19 protein-coding genes are annotated in these 21676 nt (G+C 36.4%); 10 read left to right on the top strand and 9 right to left on the bottom strand.

Translation table 11 applies throughout. From position 1 onward, the window contains the following. Window positions 1-312: 312 nt before the first annotated feature. Window positions 313-1008: a response regulator transcription factor gene (locus AC1DCY_RS07825; RefSeq protein ID WP_477348957.1), complete on the bottom strand. Its 696-nt coding sequence runs from the start codon at window positions 1006-1008 to the stop codon at window positions 313-315. 162 nt (window positions 1009-1170) lie between these two features. On the opposite strand from AC1DCY_RS07825, the gene AC1DCY_RS07820 reads away from it, so the two are divergent. Genes AC1DCY_RS07820 through AC1DCY_RS07810 form a run of 3 tightly spaced genes read left to right on the top strand, consistent with a single transcriptional unit; the run spans window position 1171 to window position 4544 of the window. After that, window positions 1171-2796, top strand: coding sequence for a flavin-containing monooxygenase (locus AC1DCY_RS07820; protein ID WP_477348955.1), 1626 nt, complete (start codon window positions 1171-1173; stop codon window positions 2794-2796). Between the two features lie 28 nt (window positions 2797-2824). Beyond that, window positions 2825-3550 (top strand): SDR family NAD(P)-dependent oxidoreductase, encoded by a 726-nt coding sequence (locus AC1DCY_RS07815; RefSeq protein WP_477348953.1) that lies wholly within the window; start codon window positions 2825-2827, stop codon window positions 3548-3550. Between the two features lie 40 nt (window positions 3551-3590). Continuing rightward, a complete protein-coding gene (locus tag AC1DCY_RS07810) occupies window positions 3591-4544 on the top strand; it encodes an alpha/beta hydrolase (RefSeq protein WP_477348951.1) in 954 nt (317 codons plus the stop codon). A gap of 129 nt (window positions 4545-4673) precedes the next feature. Here the strand turns inward: AC1DCY_RS07810 and AC1DCY_RS07805 are convergent, their stop codons facing one another. From AC1DCY_RS07805 to AC1DCY_RS07770, 8 genes are all read right to left on the bottom strand, one after another. Then, window positions 4674-5534 carry a DUF6612 family protein gene (locus AC1DCY_RS07805; protein ID WP_477348950.1) on the bottom strand — a complete coding sequence of 287 codons (861 nt, stop codon included), beginning with the start codon at window positions 5532-5534 and terminating at the stop codon, window positions 4674-4676. Between the two features lie 216 nt (window positions 5535-5750). After that, complete coding sequence (locus tag AC1DCY_RS07800; protein WP_477348949.1) at window positions 5751-5909, bottom strand: hypothetical protein; 159 nt, start codon at window positions 5907-5909, stop codon at window positions 5751-5753. Window positions 5910-6170: 261 nt separating this feature from the next. Beyond that, complete coding sequence (gene qoxD / locus AC1DCY_RS07795) at window positions 6171-6455, bottom strand: cytochrome aa3 quinol oxidase subunit IV (RefSeq protein WP_477348947.1); 285 nt, start codon at window positions 6453-6455, stop codon at window positions 6171-6173. Further along, window positions 6455-7054 (bottom strand): cytochrome aa3 quinol oxidase subunit III, encoded by a 600-nt coding sequence (gene qoxC / locus AC1DCY_RS07790; RefSeq protein ID WP_477348945.1) that lies wholly within the window; start codon window positions 7052-7054, stop codon window positions 6455-6457. The genes qoxD and qoxC overlap by 1 nt, the downstream gene beginning before the upstream one ends. 1 nt (window position 7055) lies before the next feature. After that, the gene (qoxB, locus tag AC1DCY_RS07785) at window positions 7056-8999 is read right to left on the bottom strand and encodes a cytochrome aa3 quinol oxidase subunit I (protein WP_477348943.1); all 1944 of its coding nucleotides are present in this window, start codon (window positions 8997-8999) and stop codon (window positions 7056-7058) included. A 27-nt stretch (window positions 9000-9026) separates the two neighbouring features. Beyond that, a complete protein-coding gene (gene qoxA, locus AC1DCY_RS07780) occupies window positions 9027-9950 on the bottom strand; it encodes a cytochrome aa3 quinol oxidase subunit II (RefSeq protein ID WP_477348941.1) in 924 nt (307 codons plus the stop codon). An 843-nt stretch (window positions 9951-10793) separates the two neighbouring features. Then, window positions 10794-11636: a DUF2785 domain-containing protein gene (locus AC1DCY_RS07775; protein ID WP_477348939.1), complete on the bottom strand. Its 843-nt coding sequence runs from the start codon at window positions 11634-11636 to the stop codon at window positions 10794-10796. 533 nt (window positions 11637-12169) lie between these two features. Next, window positions 12170-12637: a hypothetical protein gene (locus AC1DCY_RS07770; RefSeq protein ID WP_477348937.1), complete on the bottom strand. Its 468-nt coding sequence runs from the start codon at window positions 12635-12637 to the stop codon at window positions 12170-12172. Window positions 12638-13190: 553 nt separating this feature from the next. On the opposite strand from AC1DCY_RS07770, the gene AC1DCY_RS07765 reads away from it, so the two are divergent. From AC1DCY_RS07765 to AC1DCY_RS07735, 7 genes are all read left to right on the top strand, one after another. Beyond that, complete coding sequence (locus AC1DCY_RS07765; protein ID WP_477348935.1) at window positions 13191-14180, top strand: hypothetical protein; 990 nt, start codon at window positions 13191-13193, stop codon at window positions 14178-14180. A gap of 111 nt (window positions 14181-14291) precedes the next feature. Next, window positions 14292-15581: a trigger factor gene (tig, locus tag AC1DCY_RS07760; RefSeq protein ID WP_477348934.1), complete on the top strand. Its 1290-nt coding sequence runs from the start codon at window positions 14292-14294 to the stop codon at window positions 15579-15581. A gap of 925 nt (window positions 15582-16506) precedes the next feature. Next, window positions 16507-16644 (top strand): hypothetical protein, encoded by a 138-nt coding sequence (locus tag AC1DCY_RS07755; protein WP_477348932.1) that lies wholly within the window; start codon window positions 16507-16509, stop codon window positions 16642-16644. Window positions 16645-16903: 259 nt separating this feature from the next. Next, on the top strand, window positions 16904-18175 hold the full coding sequence (clpX, locus tag AC1DCY_RS07750; protein WP_477348930.1) for an ATP-dependent protease ATP-binding subunit ClpX: 1272 nt from the start codon (window positions 16904-16906) through the stop codon (window positions 18173-18175). Between the two features lie 230 nt (window positions 18176-18405). Then, on the top strand, window positions 18406-20730 hold the full coding sequence (gene lon / locus AC1DCY_RS07745; protein WP_477348928.1) for an endopeptidase La: 2325 nt from the start codon (window positions 18406-18408) through the stop codon (window positions 20728-20730). Between the two features lie 4 nt (window positions 20731-20734). Then, window positions 20735-21316, top strand: coding sequence for a ribosome biogenesis GTP-binding protein YihA/YsxC (yihA, locus tag AC1DCY_RS07740; RefSeq protein ID WP_477348926.1), 582 nt, complete (start codon window positions 20735-20737; stop codon window positions 21314-21316). Between the two features lie 122 nt (window positions 21317-21438). Continuing rightward, window positions 21439-21612: a YjfB family protein gene (locus AC1DCY_RS07735; RefSeq protein WP_012295488.1), complete on the top strand. Its 174-nt coding sequence runs from the start codon at window positions 21439-21441 to the stop codon at window positions 21610-21612. The last annotated feature ends 64 nt before the right edge of the window (window positions 21613-21676 follow it).

Below are 21676 nucleotides of genomic sequence, written 5' to 3'. Positions count from 1 at the left end.
AATTTGTAAAGCGTAAATGCTTTTATGGGTAATTGTTGTTAAGCTTTAAATAAGGATGATTTCCGTTCAAGGCTACTCGTTTTTTACTGCTCAGATGAAACCCTGATGCGCAAGCGTAGTAGCTCATCGAACGCCCCCAGGAAAGCGCTTAGTCGGAACGGAAATTATCCCCTCGTTTTGCCGAAGTGCTATACCATGTTTTTACCTTAATTTCATTGAGATAAATAGCTTTTCAACAACATGGGATTTCAACTTTATTAAGAAGTCAGCTTTAATGGACGAATGGGATGAAAGAAATTCCCTTCGGTTATATTATAAAATAATACCTTGCTTATAAAGTAGGTTTATAGCATGGGAACGGTTTTTAGCCTTTAGTTTTTTTATTGCAGATTTTACATATTGATTGATCGTTAATTCGCTTAAATGCAAAATATATGCAATTTCCTTTGTACTGTCTCCGTTAGCAACTTGCATCTTAACCTCTAACTCACGTTTACTAAGAGAAACATCTTTGCTTCTCCTTTTAGATTGAATTAATAAATGTCCAACCATATTACCAAAGCTAGTTAAATCATCTAAAAGCATATCACTTATTTCTATATCTTCTTCAAAATGAGTGCTACAAATATAACCGAAAACATATGGCCCGATAAATATAGGCACGATTAAAAGTTTGTTGTGTTTAGAGGCGACAACATATTTAATACTAATGTTTTTCAAATAATCCAACCCTGTACAAAACTTAGCTTTTTTCTCGACAATAGCAGAATAGATAATTGGAAAACTACGTATTTCCTCTCTAATTTCTCCGATATGGATTCCGCCAGACTCATTTAAATGAATAATGCCTTCAGCAACAAATCCTATTGGAGAATATCTCAATAAATAGGCATCTTTAATAGGGAATGAGTTCAAATATACCTGCAAAATGTGAATTAGCAACTCTTCGTGATTCGAAAAGTTATCAATAGTGTCAAAATGTTTTTGAATGGTATAAAGATTGGACATGTTATATCCCCTTTTTTTAAGTATATAATACGCTTGAAATAGGGAATTTTCAATATTTTCTGTAAATTGTAGTATGAAAGATAAGATATTCTTTTTTTCTGTAGTCATTAGTTTTGTAGAAGTTCTGTTCGACAAGTTAACGAAGTGGGGGAGGAATAGTGTGTGAAAAATCGTTCAATCAAAGAGGTAGATGCAATCGTACTTGGTGCGGGGTTTGCTGGTCTTTATATGTTATACCAACTTAGGAGTAATGGATTTTCTACCGTTGTTTATGAAGCGGGGGATGGAGTAGGCGGCGTTTGGTATTGGAATCGCTATCCTGGTGCTAGATGTGATGTTGAAAGCATCTATTATAATTATACGTTTTCAAAAGAATTGTACGAGGAGTGGGATTGGACATCTAGATTCCCGGAGCAAGAGGAAATATTAAGCTATTTAAACTATGTAGCAGATCGCTTTGATTTGCGAAAGGATATTCAATTTAATACACGAGTAAATGCTGCACATTTTGATGAAGAACGTAGTAAATGGCTTATTCATTTAAATGATGGCACTCAAGTTTTCGCAAAGTATTTCATTACAGGAATAGGCTGCTTATCGGCCGCGAATATTCCGAACATAAAAGGGTTAAATCAATTTAAAGGTAAGTGGTATCATACGGGGCATTGGCCACATGAAAAGATTGATTTTACTGGAAAACGAGTAGGGATTATTGGGACAGGTTCAAGTGGAATTCAAGCCATTCCGGTAATTGCAAAAGAGGCAAAGCATTTAACAGTATTTCAGCGTACACCACAATATACAGTTCCTGCAAGAAACCATCCTTATGATGAGGAATTTATTCGAAATATTAAGGAAAACTTTGAAACGTTAAAGCATGCAATGTGGAATTCTATATCGGGTACACCTCACATACAAAATGATCGATCTGCGATGGAGGATAGTGAAAGCAAACGGCAGCAGGTGTTTGAGGATGCTTGGGCAGAAGGCGGATTTGCTTTTGCAATGTCTTATAACGATTTTTTAACAAATGAACAATCGAATGAAAAGGCTGCAGAGTTTATCCGTTCGAAAATCCGTGAAGTTGTCAAAGATCCCAAAGTAGCGGAGAAGCTAAGTCCAAAGTATATGTATGGCACGAAAAGACAAATACTAGATACCGATTATTTTGAAACGTACAACAGAGAGAATGTTTTATTAGTTGATGTAAAGGAATCACCAATAGAGGAGATAACAGAAGTGGGCATTAAAACAGCGAATGATCAATATGATTTAGATATTATTATTTTTGCTACTGGTTATGACGGTATGACAGGTCCTTTATTTAAAATCGATATTCAAGGAAAAGGCGGCGTTGTATTAAAGGATAAATGGGAGAACGGGGCGTCGGTTAGAACGTATTTAGGCCTAACGACAGCAGGGTTTCCGAACTTGTTTATGATTACAGGTCCCGAAAGTCCATCTGTGCTTGTCAATATGCCAACTGCTATCGAACAGCACGTAGAATGGGTCTCGAATTGTATTGAATATATGCGAGAGCATGACATTGATGTAATAGAGACCAATATACAAGCAGAGGAAGAATGGAGTAAGCATAATCGAGAAATTGCAAATGGAACGTTATATGTAAAGGGCGATTCTTGGTACACTGGCGCCAATATAACAGGGAAGCCTCGAAGCTTTTTAATATATCATGGCGGATTTGATTATTACACAAAACGTTGTAAAGAGATTGCCCAAAATAATTATGAAGGTTATACGATGTTGAAATTAAAAACTATATCGTGACTGATGATACGAGGAAGGGGGAAGTACAATGGAACAACAGGTAGTAATTATTACGGGGGCAGGTAGTGGTATTGGTAGAGAGACTGCTAAACTTTTAGCAAAAAAGAATACAGCGATAGTTTTAGTGGATTTTGATGAAACAACTGGGCAGGAAACCTTAGAAGCAGTTAAGGAACATAATCAACATGTTATTTTTGTACATGCGGATGTGTCCAAGAGCCAGGACGTTAAAAAGTATGTTGAAGTAGCCAAGGAAAAATTCGGGAAGATTGATGCTTTCATTAATAATGCAGGTGTATTAAGCCCGCCATCTTTATTAGGAGATTTAGCGGAAGAAAGTTTTGATAGGATTATTGATGTTAACCTTAAAGGTGCATTTCTAGGCCTAAAATATGTATTAAAAGAAATGGAGCAACAAAATTCAGGAGTTATTGTGAATACTGCTTCTTCAGCAGGTATTCAAGGTCAGCCATATTTAGGAGGCTATGCAGCGAGCAAACATGGTGTCATTGGACTAACAAAAACAGCAGCTATCGAATATGGTTCTAGTGGAATAAGAGTAAATGCCATATGTCCTGGTGGTGTAATAACGAATATGATGAAGGGAATAGAGACGAATCCAGAGGAAAACGGACCAATGAGAAGACTCGCATCGCCAGAAGAGATTGCAAATGTGATAGGTTTTTTAATATCAACGGATGCATCTTATGTAAATGGTGCAGTTGTGACGATTGATGGCGGATTAACTTCTTAATAATCATAAAGGAAATTTTAATGATGAAAGGATGAAATGAATGGAAAACCGTATTGATCCAGAACTAAGAGAGACGTTATCACTAATGCCACCTTTAGATTTAGATAATTTGGAGGCTACTAGAGAAGGATTAGCTGCAACTGCTCAACCAGCTTCGATAGCAGACAATATTTCTGTTGAAAACAAAATGATTCAAGGACCAGATGATAATGATTCACTACGTATTAGAATTTATAAGCCAAAGAAAAAAGTAAGGGATTTACCAGCGCTTTTATGGATTCATGGAGGAGGATATGTACTAGGTGCTCCAGAGGGTGATGATTTACTATGCCAACGTTTTGTGAATGAAGCAAATTGTATTGTAGTATCGGTGGATTATCGACTTGCACCTGAATATCCTTATCCTACGCCACTTGAAGATTGTTACACAGCATTAAAATGGGTAGCAGATAATACGAAAGATTTAGGTATTGATAGTACTCGTATTGGTGTAGCTGGTGCAAGTGCGGGAGGAGGGTTAACAGCAGCATTAGCACTACTGGCTCGTGATAGAAATTATCCTAACCTTAGTTTTCAAATGCCACTCTATCCGATGATTGATGATCGTAATAATACACCTTCTGCATTGGAGATTACAGGACATATGGTTTGGAATCATGATTTAAATCAAAAGGGCTGGGAAATGTATTTAAATGGGGATAATGGGGGTGATGATGTATCACAATATGCTGCAGCTGCAAGAGCAGAAGACTTATCAGATTTACCATTTACTTATACTTGTGTCGGTCAATTAGATCCATTCCGTGATGAAACATTACAATATGTAACGAGGCTATGTCAGGCTGGTGTTGATGTTGAATTCCATTTGTATCCTGGCTGTTATCATGCCTTTGAAAGCTTCGTCCCAACAGCAATAATTAGCCAAAGAGCAGCAACCGAATATGTTGAGGCCGCTAAATATGTTTTAAATCGTAATGTTTCTGTTCATTTATAGTATTCTTGCGGATATTTTCGATATATCTTCAAATAAAATCCTAGGGGAATAGTCGATTTCATTGAAATGATACCTAAAGTAAAAGGAATCTGCGTACATTAAAGTATACAGATTCCTTTTTTATATTGTTTACTGTGCAACAGTTTGTGCGTTATCGATAATTTCTTTTGGGATGTCGATTGTTTTTAGGTTATTGAAATCAGTATATGTTACAACTGTCTTCATTTTTGACGAAAATTCTTCATCTTCCACTTTTATTTTCAAATCCATATCCACATCTATTTTTTTTGTATCAAAAGTTTCTTTATCAATGTATAGTACGTAGTCCATTTTATTAATCGTTAAATTATCAAGAGGATTTTCTTGAAGGTTAAGATCTTTCATCGATTTTTTCATTTCAGAATCGATAAGTTCTTTAAATTTATCGCCCTTTGCGTCTAAAGTTAAGACATATGCATCATCTGTTTGCTCGAATTTAAAATCACCGACAAACTTTTTAAGCTGTTCTAATTGTTCCTTAGCGTTTGCTGATGATGAAGTTTCCTCTAAAATCGAATCGAAATCATCACCTGGTAACTTTAACCATTGATTAGAAGTTTCGTCTTTTACGAAAATACCTTGATCCTTATTCATGTACATTTCGACTGACGCTTCATTATTTTTATCGCCTTCGTCAAGCATATCTGGCGCTGTCGTTGTCATTGAGAAGTGCATACCTAGTGGATCGGTAACTACATCCACGTCCATTTTTGTATCGCTGATAAATTTCTCTTCCTTGTCACCTGACCCCATTGTTGCCTCTTGAGTCACTTCCGCTTTTGCACTCGCACTTTTAATGTCTTCCTGGCGTTTCACCGCTTTGTCATACACTTGCTCTAAAGTGAGGTCACTTGTTTTAGTTGTACCTTTCGTTGGGCTAGCGCTACTGTTACAAGCTGCTAGCGTAAGTGCTAGTGCTCCAACACTTAAAACTTTAAAAAATTTGTTCATGACTTTCATCTCCTATTCATTGGTAAAAACATCATCTATTAGTATACATTACTATAAAAGTAAAAGTTTCGTTATTTAAAAAACGGTACTAATTCGATATTAAAATAATAGTAAATGCCTAACCTGTACATTTGTTTATAAGCCTTCTTACTTACGATAAGTCGCAAGAAAATTGATTCATAGATAGTAACCAATCCTCAATAAATCTGTTGTTAGTTATTGTGAAATATTGCAATGGTGTAGCTCATATCCATAACGTGTGGTGATTTCCATTCCGATTGAGTTCTTTGTTGCTGACGCTTCGCTTTCGCACAGAGCAAAGCTTCCTGGGGGCGTATGATGAGCCGCTTGGGGAAAAGATGTACGTTTTAACAAATGTCATCCACAAGTTTTGTTGAAGAGCCAAAGGTGTTAATACAAGAAACTATCACTAGTAGATTATTTTGCTGTAGGGATTCTAATGATTTTACGTTGTAGTAAGGGAGTATGAAGTTAGTAGCTTTTTATATCAGTTGTCGCTATGTTTGCACGTATGAAGAGTAGGGGAAGTGTTTGAGTCTGCTTTCGATGTTGAAAAAAATATATTTACAAAAAGAAAAAGCCGAGAAAATGAAGTCATTTTCTCGGCTCTGTTTATCAATTATAGCCCCAGATCATTGTGAATAATGTACCTAGGATTGTAACAACACCTACGAATACTGAGTATAAAATCGTTGTATATAACGTTTTCTTGTCTTCAGATTCACCGATGTGCATGAATAATACTAATTGTACAGTTGCTTGTGCAAGAGCAGTCACTAGTAAAATACCAAATGCCATGTTAAGTGACATATCAAATTTAACAACAGATAATGCTACAAGTGTTAGTAATAGTGAGAAGCCGAAGCCCATCACATGTTGTTTTGGGAATAATTCCTTCATCAGCTAATCAGTCCTTTCAAGTAGACGAAGCTGAAGATGAAAATCCAAACAACGTCTAGGAAGTGCCAGTACAGTGAGAAGATGAACGCTTTGTTAGCCGTTTGTGGGTTTAAGCCACGACTTGCTACTTGGATTAAAATTGCAACGCCCCAGAAGAAACCGAATGTTACGTGGGCACCGTGCGTACCAAGTAAAGTCATTAATGCAGATAAGAATGCACTTGTTTGAATTGTTGCACCTTCATCAACATATGTTACAAACTCATCGATCTCAATACCTAAGAAGCCAAGACCTAATAGAAGTGTGATGATGAAAAATGCCATCATCGCTTTTTTATTGCCAATGCGCATTGCATGAACACCAAGACCAATTGTGAAACTACTTGTTAATAATAAGAATGTTTCCCATAATACTGGTGTTAATTCAAAAATTTCAGCGCCACTTGGGCCACTACCTGTACGTGTATTAAGAGTGAAATACACTGTAAATAGTGTGGCGAATAATACGATTTCGGCGCCAAGGAAAACCCAGAAACCGAAAATTTTCAGGCGATTTTCCTCTGTACTATATTCTAATGGAAGTGAAGAATCGATTTTCATATTATTTATCACCTCTCAAACTTTTCTCAGTTGCCATAACTTCTTCAACTGAAATGTAACGACCATGATCTTTTTCAAATGAACGATGAATCATAAAGCCAAATACACAAAGCATACTAACGATAGCTGGAATCCATAGATTAAATACAGCGAAGAATGCTGCAAGGAAGAAGAATCCACTCATCCAGAATGGTGTACCAGTGTTGTTAGGCATGTGAATTTTTTCAATTTTACCTGCTGTAATATCGCGACCTTCTTTTTTCGCGAACCAGAATTCATCTAAACGTGTAACAGTTGGAACTACTGCAAAGTTATATTCTGGTACTGGAGAATGAGTAGCCCATTCTAGTGAACGACCATCCCAAACATCTGCTTTTTCATTACGCGGCATATGTTTCCAGCTGTAGTAAATGTTGTATACGATTAACGCAAAGCCGACAGCAAGACCAATTGCACCGATGAATGATACCATGCTCAATGGACCGTAGCCAGTTGACTCAGAGTAAGTGTACATACGACGAGCGTAACCATCTAAACCTAAAATAAATAGAGGGAAGAAAGCTACGTTGAAGCTAATTGCGATAAACCAGAAAGCAGTTTTCCCTAGTTTTTCATTTAATCGGAAACCGAACATTTTTGGCCACCAGTAGTGGTAACCTGCAAGTACACCGAATACTGTACCTGGAATTAATACATAGTGGAAGTGGGCAACTAAGAACATCGTATTATGATATTGATAGTCAGCACTTGCCATTGCAAGCATTACCCCTGTAACCCCACCAATTGTGAAGATTGGAATAAAGCCAAGAGCATAAAGCATAGGAGTTGTAAATTGAATTTTACCGTGTCTCATTGTGAGCAACCAGTTAAATATTTTAACCCCTGTCGGAACAGCGATTGCCATTGTTGTAATAGAGAATACGCTGTTTACCATTACACCGTGACCCATTGTATAGAAGTGGTGGGCCCATACTACGAATGATAGTAATGAAATAACGACCATACTCATAACCATTGATTTATAGCCGTATAAGTTTTTACGTGCAAATGTCGCAATGATTTCAGAGAAAATACCGAAAGCAGGTAGGATAACGATATAAACCTCAGGATGTCCCCAAACCCAGAATAGGTTGGCCCAAAGCATATCCATACCACCATTTTGCATTGCGAAGAATTGTGTACCAAATTGACGGTCTAACATCATTAATGCAAGTGCTACAGTTAACACTGGGAATGCAAATACGATAATAACGTTTGTAATTAAAATTGACCAAGTGAACATTGGCATTTTCATTAATGTCATACCAGGTGCACGCATTTTAATGATTGTTGCGATGAAGTTAACACCAGTCATTAACGTACCAATCCCTGATAATTGTAAAGCTAAAGAATAGTAGTTGTTCCCAACAGATGGACTAAATTCTGACCCAGATAGTGGGAAGTAAGCTGTCCAACCAGCATCAGGTGAACCACCAATGATAAATGATAGGTTTAGTAAACCACAACCAGCTGCAAATAACCAGAAGCTGACTGCATTTAGACGTGGGAAGGCAACGTCACGTGCACCAATTTGCAGTGGGATAACAACGTTCATTAAACCAATTACGAATGGCATGGCCATGAATAAAATCATGATTAAACCATGTGTTGTGAAAATCTCATTATAGTGTTGTGCATCAAGAAGTCCGTTATCAGGAACTGCCGTTTGTGCACGCATTAATAGTGCATCGATACCACCGCGGAATAACATTAAAAGCGCTACAGCGATATACATAATACCGATTTTTTTATGGTCAACAGTTGATAGCCAGTTTTTATAGAAATAGCCCCACTTTTTGAAATACGTAAGGCCAGCAAAGATAACCACTGCTCCAACTACGATACTAATAGCTGCCGCTAAAATCATCGGTTCTTTCATTGGATGGAAAACTTCTTCCATACTCATTAGACGCGCTCCTTTCAGGTTTAAAAATTAATGTGAATGTGTTGCTTCAGAATTTTCTTGTGAATCAGAATGATCCCCATGGTTCATCTCACTATGATCCATGTTGCCCATTTTCATATGTTCACTATGTTCCATTGGAGCTGGACTAAATTCTAAGTGTGTAGATGAATAGCTTGAACGACCAACGTGTTCTGCTTTTAATAGTTCATCAAATTTTTCTTCTGTTAATGGTTTTTCTTTTGTTTTCACATCAGTAGCCCATTTGTCGAAGTCTTTTTGTGTCATAGTTTGAGCTTCAAATTCCATTTCAGCAAATCCGCGACCATTAAAGTTAGAGTTACGGCCCATGAATGAACCAACCTCATCTGCGGCAAGGTGAATAGTTGTTAACATGTCACTCATTGCGTATTTTTGACCGGCTAATTGAGGAATCCAGAAACTTGTGATTGGTCCGAATGAGTAAAGTTTGAACTCAATTGGACGGTCAGTTGGAATATTTACATAGTTTACAGTTTCAATACCTTGCTCTGGATAGCTAAAATGCCATTTCCAGTTAGAAGATGATGCGTAAATAACAAGTGGCTCTTTATTGTCATAACCTGCTGGTTGAGCTTCTACTGTACTCGTTGTTCTTACAGTAACAATTGCTAAGAATGCCACGATGATAATAGGGATAACTGTCCATGTAATTTCAAGTAACTGACTACCCTCTTCGTGAGGAGGCTCATAATCGGCAGATGTTTTTGAAGCACGGTATTTTGTTAGCATAAATGCTAAAAGCACGTACACGACTAGTAATATAAAGGCCATTGTAATAATGGATAAAATAATTGTGTCTGATAATGTTTTGGCATTTGGCCCTTTTGGATCAAAGATTGTTAGGGGTTCACAGCCAGAAAGAACTGCAAGCGCTCCAAATGCAATTAACATTAAGCTTAACTTTTTCTTCATGTTTGACTCCTTTCTATAAAACGGCTATTCATAAATTTCATGTATTTTTGTATAGATTCGAAATTATAAATAGTGGGTAATAAGGTCACCTCTTTTAGTTGTTGTACCAATCAAATAATCAGAAATACTTACAATGGCATGGTTCAATATGAAACATTGAATCTAGTATTTGATTGGTCTAGTGCAAGCGTTCGCAAAATCATTAATCTGTGTAATCGATTTCAGACAATGTGTCATAATCGATCGATACAAAAAGTCATTGTTTGCACATTGGATTATACGCCCGTTTCAAATGAAAAAAAATTATTTTTTTATATTTTTAATAATAAATCGGGGGTGAATATGAACATTTTTTGAACAAAAATCGTTATTTCAATATTAGTATTTTTGCGTTTAATTAAATAAACACTGTTGAAACGTTGAAAACACTGAGTTTCTTGTATGTAACTATGTAAATAGTTTTTTTTGTGAAAATATCATTTCACATTTTAGACTTCATTTTGTAATAAAATCGCCGTTGTGTTAAGGTCTTGAATGCTTTTTTGTTGCGTTTTTTAAAAAGGTGAGTCCGAGAAAAGCGGAATTATGGATATATAAGGATAAACTTTAAATGTAAGGGATGATTGGAAAAAGACATTTCGGAAACTACTTTTAATTATGTTAATATAATTACACACTTCCATATATTGTATTCTTGATATTTTATCTGAAAAGTAAAAATAGCAAACTAAGGATATCCTTGGTTTGCTAAATTTGGTTATGAAGGCGAAAATAAATGATCTAAGCAGAGAGAAGGTGAAATCTATCTCCATTCGGCGCAATTAAGGGTTAAATTGTTTAATTTTAAGCTCCGAGTTTTAGCCATTTTGCTACTTGTCCATAGATAGTATTTTGAAGTTTTGGGGCTAGGTTATTCATCTTTAAGGCGAAGTACAATGTTTTCATTAAATTTAATGTACATGTACGTCCGCTAAAAAAGGCTTCGTTATAGCCCTGCGTCACTAAATGCATTTCAAATTTATCAAATACTTGTTCGATAAATTCTATTAGTGCTTCCTCGGAGTAGTTACGAGCTAGTAACGCTTCAATTATATTAATTAAGCGTTCCTCCTCATCGTTGACAAAGACAGTATCTTTCCAAGTAACAAGTTTCAATGCATGTAAGAATAAAGGCGCATGCTGTAAATCAAATTTAGGATGTTTAATCGTCATTGATGCTAAATCTGCACCATGTGCAATGCTATGCGCCCAGCCCTTATCAAGAACATGACCTCGTGTATCTTTTTCCAATAATAAATAGCGGCCAATCTTTTGAAAGAAAACTTGTAGACGATCATCATTTAAAACCAGTAGTTCAGCATCTTTTGCAAGAATACCTGCTGCAAGTAAAGCAGAAAACGAACGTGTAAAGACACTATCTGTCAATTCTTCACCTAGCTTTAAATATAAAAAATCGTCACCTATTACAGTATCAAATAAATATTGTAACTGTTCGGTGCTTAGTAAATTGTCGCTAAGTATTTCAATAAAAGTACGATAAATTAATTTGTCTCGTAATTCGGCATCTGGTGAACCAATGTGCGTTAACATTTCTTGTAACAACCAATCGCCCTTGTGCAACATAAATTCTTGTCGCGAAGAAAGTGTCATTGTTGAAAATAATTGCAATGTGTTTTTGATATCCATATGTAATTCCCCCGAAGTTAAGTTCATTCTCTATAAGAGAATTTTTTTAATATATTCCTTATTATTTGTCTTTTAACAATACGTAGACATAATAAAAATGCTTATATGGAGCTAGCTCTTTTTTTATTATAACGCTACAAAGATAAATTTGTTGATTGGTGAAGTTTTCTAGTGATATAGGGGTATATTCACAATAGGAATTCCAGAATCAAGAGAAAGTTGATATGATAGACAAGCAACAAAAAGGGGTAGACTAAACGAGTGTACAATAAAAGATATACTTATTAATAAATGTCTAATATTGTTGGAAAGCAAAATGGCCAGGTATGTCTTTGGAATTTACTATGAGGATTTGTTTCTGTTCCAAACTACTCACTTTTCTGTGGGTAAGCATCGACATTCCGCTTTCGCGCAGATAAAACATTGTAGAAATTCGTTTTATTACTACATATTTTTTAATGACACCTTAATTGTATTGACGCGATAGTTTCCAATAACAAAAGACATACTTATTAAAGTATGTCTCATCCTAGCTACAATATAACGGCTGACTTTATACCGAGCGGCCATTCAGTAAAGGTATTTTGATTGGTTTTTAATTCTACGAGAATATTTGCATTTTTAATGGCATCGATTAGCCATTCACTATAATGAAGATTCGGTTGAGAGTGCAGTAAGATTCGTTGCATATCTTTTTTGTCGATACTTAGAAGTTTATAGTTGCATTCAATGTGTACACTTTGGGGAATAATAAAAAGTGACTCATGTTGGTGCCCAAGTGAAATGGAGCCAGGAATGTGACCTTGGATACTTATAATATGTGTAATTGCTTCTTGTGTGTATACATCAATCTTAGTCCTTGTGAGTATTTCAAATTCAATCGGATAATCCTTCTGATGGGGACCGTCCGCTGTAGATAACGAAACAACTTTAATTGATAGTGCCTCAAACATAGGAGAGATGCTACTACCAAATTCACTAACTGTATCTATTAATTGCATGGATTCCACTCCTTGTGAAGAACTTTTTATCAATTATGCCTTGGCATAATTGCCGCTGACGCTTCGCTTTCGCGCAGATAAATTGCCACAGGATGTGGCATTCTTAGACTGAGTTCCTCTATTTCGGCGGATGTTTGGACACCCTCTGAAAAGTAGCTAAAAACCCGGATTCATCTCACACCTACAGAGGGAGAGATGAATGCTGAAAGAAGTTAAAAAACAGACAAAGCTGGATGCCTGTAAACAGTAATAAATAAAAGATATTATTAATTATAATACAATTTATTACAAAATATGAAATATTAAAGTGAATATTTTTGTTAAAAATAAGCAGTGGATAAATTTATTGGTATAAGTATGTTGTCATTTACTTAAAGAGTAAAATTGTTTGGAGTGAGGGTGGGGAACGTCCCAAATGTGTGATAAACCTTTGTGACTAAGCAAGAGTAGTTTACTGGAAAGCGGTCAGTCGAATACGAAAATCAACCCCATGTTATGATAATTATTAAATTAAGAAACTAATAAGTAAAATAGAGGTAAAGAGGTGAGAAAAATGACAAAGCGAAAACGGCATGTTATCAAACATGACAATATTGTTGTTTTTCCTGGTGCTGTTCAGACATTAATACGTGAAGGACATATGTATGCGGAAAATAATCAATATGAAGAGGCTGTGGCAAGCTTTGAAAAAGCATTTTTATATGAAGCTGGAGACGAAATTGCATTAAGTACCTACGCGTATGCTTTATATGAATTAAAAGAATACGATAAAGTTAAAAATGTTTGTGAGCAATTGTTTGCTATGGGGACGACATTGTATGTGGAAGTGATGGAACTATATGTTACAGTATGTATGCAATTAAAGGAATACCATCAAGTAGAGTCGTTAATTACTACATTAATTGAAGAAAATGTACTTCCCGAAGATCAGCTTGAGAAATTTGAACGCTTAAGAAGCTTGAATCAAGAGGTTGCTAGGAATCTCCAAAAAAAAGAGGATGCAAAACGATTGTTAGAAGAGCAAGAGTATGAACTTTCGAAATTTAGTGCGTTAACGCCAAACGAACAATCTATTCGACTGCATCGCTTAATGGAAACGAATGTACGACAATTAAAAACAGCATTGAAAACTATTATTGAATATCCAACAATCCATCCATTTGTTCAGAGTTTAGCATTAATTTTATTAGTGGAACAAGAAGTGTCAATTGACATTTCAGTATCAAAATTTGATCAAACATTGACTGTTAATCCTATTAATTTAGTCCTACCAAATCAGTTGCCTCAGTATAAGGAAGTAAAAAAAATAATTGAAAATAAATTAGAGCAAGACCCATCGACGTTGGAAATGGTACAATATTTAATGTCGAAGCATGCCATTGTAACGTATCCGTTTGAATGGCACCCATTCGAAGCCGATGATATTGCTTATAGTTATATTGACTTTGTACAGTCTATGCTAGGAAAAGTACAGGAAATGGACTATGAAATCTTTGACTTTATACAAATGTTAGAAAAATTAACAGAACTCCATGAAGTATGAAATAAGTTGAAACTATACGCATCTATGTTATACTAAAATGGTTGTCAAAATCGTAGTTACGAATGAATTGTCTAACATTAAACTTGATCATTTATTTGGAGGTATTTATACATGTCAGCAAAATGGGAAAAACAAGAAGGTAATATCGGTACTCTAACAATCGAAGTACCAGCTGCAGAAATAGACGCAGCAATGGACCAAGCGTTCAAAAAAGTTGTAAAACAAATTAACGTACCAGGTTTCCGTAAAGGGAAAATGCCTCGTAAAATGTTTGAACAACGTTTTGGTATCGAATCTTTATACCAAGATGCATTAGAAATCATCGTTCCTGAATCTTATTCAAAAGCGATCGATGAAGCTGGAATTATGCCAGTTGATTACCCAGAAATTTCTGGTACAGAAAACTTCGTACACGGTAAAGATTTCACATTTACTGCTCAAGTAACTGTAAAACCAGAACCAAAACTTGGTGAGTACAAAGGTTTAGAAGTTGCGAAACTTCCAGTAGAAGTTACTGACGAAGAAGTAGAAGCACAAATTCAAGACCAATTAGCTCGTAAAGCAGAGCTTGAAATTAAAGAAGATGAAGCTATCGTAGAAGGCGATACAGCTACTATCGACTTTGAAGGTTTCGTAGGTGAAGAACCATTTGAAGGCGGTAAAGGTGAAGACTATCCACTAGAAATCGGTTCAGGCTCATTCATCCCTGGCTTTGAAGAGCAACTTGTAGGTGCGAAAACTGGCGAATCAAAAGACGTAGTTGTTACTTTCCCAGAAGAATACCATGCAGCTGAATTAGCTGGTAAAGAAGCTACTTTCAAAGTAACTGTAAAAGAAGTTAAAACGAAAGTTCTTCCAGAATTAAACGACGAGTTTGCTAAAGAATTAGACCCAGAAGTTGAAGGTGTTGAAGCTTTACGTGCTAAAATCAAAGAGCAAACTGCTGAACAAAAACAAGCTGAATCTGATGCAGCACTTCGCGATCAATTAGTTGAAAAAGCTGCTGAAAATGCAGAATTTGAAGTACCTGCAGGTATGATTAACTCTGAAACTGATCGTATGTTACAAGAATTTGGTCAACGTTTACAAATGCAAGGCATGAACTTAGACCTTTACTACCAATTCTCAGGTCAATCAGAAGAAGATTTACGTGGACAAATGAAAGAAGAAGCAGAAAGCCGTGTACGTGTATCTTTAACACTTGAAGCAATTGCTGAAGCTGAAAAAATTGAAGCAACTGAAGCTGATATCGAAGCTGAATTAGAAAAAATGGCTGCTCAATTTAACATGACTAAAGAGCAAATTACTGGAGCTTTAGGCGGCACAGCAGTTCTTGAAAACGACATTAAAATTCAAAAAACAGTTGAATTTTTAGTAGAAAACGCTAAAATTACTGAATAGATTTTTTTTGTAACTTGATAGAAAAATGAAACAAGGTACGGCATTGAACCGTGCCTTGTTTTATAACATATTTTTTATTTAGGTTAAGCTAGATGCCCCTTTAGATTTAGTTCAGTTAATTATATTATTAATATTACGACTACTTTCACCGCAAAAAAAACATCCTCCTAAAGGAAGTGCTTTTTTGAAAAGGGGATAGGCAATGGCCTTTACACTTCTCTAATACATAGTATTGTTTGACTTTTCACACGATGCTAAAATTTAACTTTATTCAGCAGAGAAAAGGCTTTAGTTTAACTTCTTTCAGCAATTATTTTTTGTATCGAAAGCATAGCGGCAGTTACAGATGTTTTTTTGTAACGTAAGTGAAACGGCAGTTACGGAAGTCTACCACCTCTATAGGTGGTGATACGAATGCGGTTTTAAGTCACTTTTCAGCGGGTGTCCAAACATCTGCTGAAAGAAGTTAAAGCATCCGGCGGATGTCACGGAATTGCAAGTACAAAGCCGATTCCAGACACAATTATGCCGGGGCATAATTGATTGATGTCTCAATTCTTCCAAATGAGGAACAACGAAATACATCCTCTTCTGAATAAAGTTAAGCCTCTGGCGAATGTAATAGATTTTAAAGAAATGTAAGATACTCAAATATGAGTATCTTTAACTTGTACTATCGGTTATATCCGTGAAGTCACAAGCTAAATAGTAGTCGAGGGTCAGAGATCTTAACGAAAAGAAAGGTCTCTGGTCGCTAGAGGTTTCTGAAGAATCAGTCAGTTATACACACATGGAAATCAAAGGTATAATTAGCGAAATCCAGGTTCAGCACCAAAAGTTGTGGATGACGTTTGTTAAAACGTATGCCATATATCTTCATTCAGTAGAAGAATCCTACCTCTGAAGAATAATGAGGCTACGTCCTGTGGCATTACCGACATCCGACATCGTGTCGGCTCTCTTGCAGGCCTGGGCACAATTCAAAATCCGGACGCAATGTTTATCTGTAGCGAAAGCGAAGCGTCAGCTACAATTACGCCAAGGCGAAATTGAAATAAATTGATTGAAGCGGCTCATCGGACGCTCCAGGAAAGCGCCCAGCCGGAACGTAAATCAACCACACGTTATGGTGAAGAGCTGAGATTCATCAAGTTAATGAATTGGCATTCTTTGCTATAATGTTAATGTTTTTTGTGCGATGAATGTCGAAATTTTTTTAAATCTTGAAACATTAACGCCGTGGTGTAAATAGATGCAGACAATTTATTTGATAAAGATTCGATAATCTTGTAAGATTGTTGCTTGAATAGGGGTGAAACATATTGTTCAAATTTAATGATGAAAAAGGCAATTTAAAATGCTCATTCTGTGGAAAGCCACAAGAACAGGTACGTAAACTAGTTGCAGGTCCTGGTGTTTATATTTGTGATGAATGTATCGAACTTTGTTCAGAAATCGTTGTAGAGGAACTGGGCGTTGAAGAAGAAATCGAATTCCAAGATATTCCGAAACCGAAAGAAATCTTAACGATTTTAGATGAGTATGTAATAGGACAAGAACGTGCTAAAAAAGCTTTAGCAGTTGCGGTTTACAATCACTACAAACGCATTAATACAAATAGTAAAATTGATGATGTAGAATTAGCAAAATCGAACATTGTGTTAATCGGCCCAACTGGTAGCGGTAAAACTTTATTGGCCCAAACATTGGCGCGTATATTAAACGTTCCTTTTGCTATTGCAGATGCTACTTCTCTAACAGAAGCTGGCTATGTAGGTGAGGACGTTGAAAATATCTTATTAAAATTAATTCAATCCGCAGATTATGATATCGAGCGTGCTGAAAAAGGAATCATCTATATTGATGAAATCGATAAAGTTGCACGTAAATCCGAAAATCCATCCATTACACGTGATGTTTCTGGTGAAGGTGTACAACAAGCACTTCTGAAAATTTTAGAAGGTACAGTTGCGAGTGTCCCACCACAAGGTGGTCGTAAGCATCCTCATCAAGAGTTTTTACAAATCGATACTACAAACATCTTATTTATTGTAGGTGGAGCATTTGATGGAATAGAATCCATTATTAAACGTCGTCAGGGTGAAAAAGTAATTGGCTTTGGTTCAGATCCAAACAAAATTGATGTGGATGAAGGCTCAATTATGGCAAAGCTGATTCCAGAGGATTTATTAAAATTTGGTCTAATTCCAGAATTCATCGGTCGATTACCAGTACTTGCAAGTCTAGAACAATTAAACGATGCTGCGCTTGTACAAATTTTAACGGAGCCTAAAAATGCACTAGCTAAGCAATATCAAAAAATGCTTGAACTAGATGGTGTTGAGCTTGAGTTTGATGAAGGTGCGCTTTCTGAAATTGCAAAAGAAGCAATAGAACGGAAAACAGGTGCACGTGGTCTTCGTTCAATTATTGAGTCAACGATGCTTGATGTAATGTACGAACTACCTTCACGCGAAGATGTGAAAAAATGTATCATTACGGCAAAAACAATTACGGATAAAGAAAAACCGAAATTGCTTCTTGAAGATGGCACTGAACTCGATGAAGGTAGCGACACAAAAACTTCAGCATAACGAACAGACTTGGGTGTCTATTGTTATGAGATAAAGAGTAATTTAGCTGACTTCGATTGTGCAATGTTCGCACATATCGACAGTCAGCTTTTTATTCATTCATACATAAAGCCAACTGTAATTAGATGAAATTTTTGGCTCAATTGATTAACTAGTGTGAATCAGTTTTTTAGACACATACTAGTAGCGTAGGAGTGAATAAGAAAATTTTGACGGAGGTGAATACCCGCATGGTGACAATACAAAAAACAACAAGTGTACCATTATTGCCTTTACGTGGACTTTTAGTATACCCGTCGATGGTGTTACATATTGATGTGGGTAGAAATCGTTCTGTAGCTGCGCTAGAACAAGCGATGCTAGAGGACCAATTGATATTATTGGTAACGCAAAAAGAAGTGCATGATGAACAGCCTGATGAGCAAGATTTATATACAGTTGGTACCATGGCATATGTCAAACAGATGCTAAAATTACCAAATGGGACACTGCGTATTTTAGTGGAAGGTGTGGCGCGTGCAACATGGTCTAACTATCGGGCGTTAGATAAATATACGATTGTTGACATCGATGTTAAGGAGGAAACAGTCGGTAAGGATGTTGAAACACAGGCTTTAATGCGTACGTTATTAACGTATTTCGAAAGATACGCGAAAGGCTCCAATAAAATTACATCTGAAACCATTAGTACCGTGGCAGACATTGAAGAGCCAGGTCATTTAGCAGATATCATTGCATCGCATTTACCCTTTAAGATTGCAGATAAGCAAGAAGTATTGGAGATGCTCAGTGTAAAGAAGCGATTAGATCATTTGATTATTCGTTTACATGACGAGCAAGAAGTACTCGATCTTGAGAAGAAAATTAATACAAAAGTTAAGCAATCCATGGAGCGTACGCAAAAGGAATATTATTTACGTGAACAAATGAAAGCTATTCAAACTGAGCTAGGAGACCGTGAAGGAAAAACTGGCGAAGTAGCTGAATTACGTAAACGTATTGACGAAACAGGAATGCCTGAATCAACGAAAGAAGTTGTGCTTAAAGAGTTGGATCGCTATGAGAAGATTCCTGCAGCTAGTGCAGAGAGTGGTGTAATCCGAAACTATATTGATTGGATTGTATCACTACCATGGACAACTGAGACTGAAGATCGCATGAATATTGAACATGCAGAGGACATTTTAAATCGTGATCATGACGGATTAGAAAAAGTAAAAGAACGTATATTAGAATATTTAGCTGTACGTCAGTTAAAAAAATCGTTACGTGGACCAATATTATGTTTGGCTGGCCCTCCAGGTGTAGGTAAAACGTCATTAGCTCGATCTATTGCAGAAAGCTTGGATCGTAAATTTATCCGTATTTCATTAGGTGGGGTACGAGACGAATCGGAAATTCGTGGTCATCGTCGTACGTATGTTGGGGCAATGCCAGGTCGTATTATCCAAGGGATGAAAAAGGCAGGGACAATCAATCCTGTATTCCTTCTAGATGAAATTGATAAAATGGCTAATGACTTCAGGGGAGATCCAGCAGCAGCGATGCTTGAAGTTTTAGATCCAGCTCAAAATAATACATTTAGTGATCATTACATCGAAGAACCTTATGATTTATCAAATGTATTATTTATAGCAACAGCCAATGATTTAAGTACAATTCCTGGGCCGTTACTAGATCGTATGGAAGTAATTTCTATTGCTGGTTATACAGAAATTGAAAAAGAGCAAATTACGAAAAATCACTTAATCCCAAAACAGTTAAAAGAGCATGGCTTGAAAAAAACTCAAATTATTATTAAAGACGAAGCAGTAGTGGATATCATTCGTTATTATACTCGTGAAGCAGGTGTTCGCGGACTAGAGCGCCAAATCGCAACCCTATGCCGTAAAATCGCTAAGATCATCGTTTCTGGTGAGAAAAAACGAGTAACAGTGAACTCGAAAACGTTAGAGGAATTACTTGGTAAACATCGTTTCCGATACGGACAAGCAGAAGAGGAAAATCAAATCGGTGTAGCTACTGGGCTTGCTTATACAACTGTGGGTGGTGATACATTACAAATTGAGGTATCATTAACACCTGGTAAAGGAAAATTGCAGTTAACTGGGAAGTTAGGCGATGTCATGAAGGAATCTGCTCAAACAGCTCTATCGTATGTCCGTACAAAAATGGAAGATCTAAAAGTGGATGCAGAATATTTTGAAACACATGATATTCATATTCACGTTCCTGAAGGAGCTGTGCCGAAAGATGGACCTTCCGCAGGTATTACTATGGCAACCGCAATTGTTTCTGCAATTTTACACCGTCCAATACGCCGTGAAGTCGGCATGACAGGTGAAATTACTTTACGTGGACGTGTACTGCCAATTGGTGGCTTAAAGGAAAAAACACTCAGTGCGCATCGAGCAGGCTTAACCACAATTATTTGTCCGAAAGATAATGAGCGAGATATTGAGGAAATTCCTGAAAGTGTACGCGAACAACTAACATTTAAACTAGTGTCATCGGCTGATGAAGTATTAGCCCTTGCACTGGATGGAGGTTTTTAAGAAAATGAAAGTCCATAACGTCGAAATGGTCATAAGTGCTGTAAGACCAGACCAATATCCAGAAGATGGACTGCCAGAATTTGCACTAGCCGGTCGTTCAAATGTGGGGAAATCCTCATTTATTAACCGAATGATCGGTCGTAAAGCTTTAGCACGTATTTCTTCTAAGCCCGGAAAAACACAAACGCTTAATTTTTACAAAATTGAAGAACAATTATTTTTTGTAGATGTTCCGGGCTATGGTTATGCAAAGGTTTCAAAAACTGAGCGTGAAGCATGGGGAAAAATGATTGAGCGTTACATTACAGGGCGTAATGAATTAAAGGCAGTCGTACAAATTGTTGATTTACGTCACCCCCCTACAGCTGATGATCGCATGATGTATGATTTTTTAAAGCATTACAATATTCCTTGTATTATTATTGCAACAAAAGCAGATAAAATTCCAAAAGGTAAATGGGATAAGCATAAAAAAATCGTGAAAGAAACGCTAGACATGGAAAAAAATGACCCTCTTATTGTCTTTTCTTCAGAAAAAGGAATTGGCTTTGAAGAAGCTTGGCGTACGATCGAAAGTAAAATGTAATAAAAAAACATCTATTGAGTCTATTATTTAGGACAGTAGATGTTTTTTTATTGAAAATTAATTTGGAGAATCGCTTGATGAATGAAACAACTGACCGATAAATTACATAGGAGGTGGACTAAATGGATATCGCAGCTTTATCAATGGCAATGAATCAAGCAACATTAATGCAAAATGTATCTCTAGCTGTAACAAAACAGGCAATGGAGATGCAACAACAAAATACAGAACAATTAGTTGAAATGTTAGATGCTCCACATCCTACAGCCGGACATACAATTGACGTTCAAGTATGATGAAGCAAAGGTAGCTTGAAATTGGAAGCTACCTCTATCTTTGTGTCTAATGGTAGTTTTAAAA

The organism is Lysinibacillus sp. 10T31, from assembly GCF_056394365.1.
This window is presented reverse-complemented; position numbering and strand designations above follow the sequence as displayed.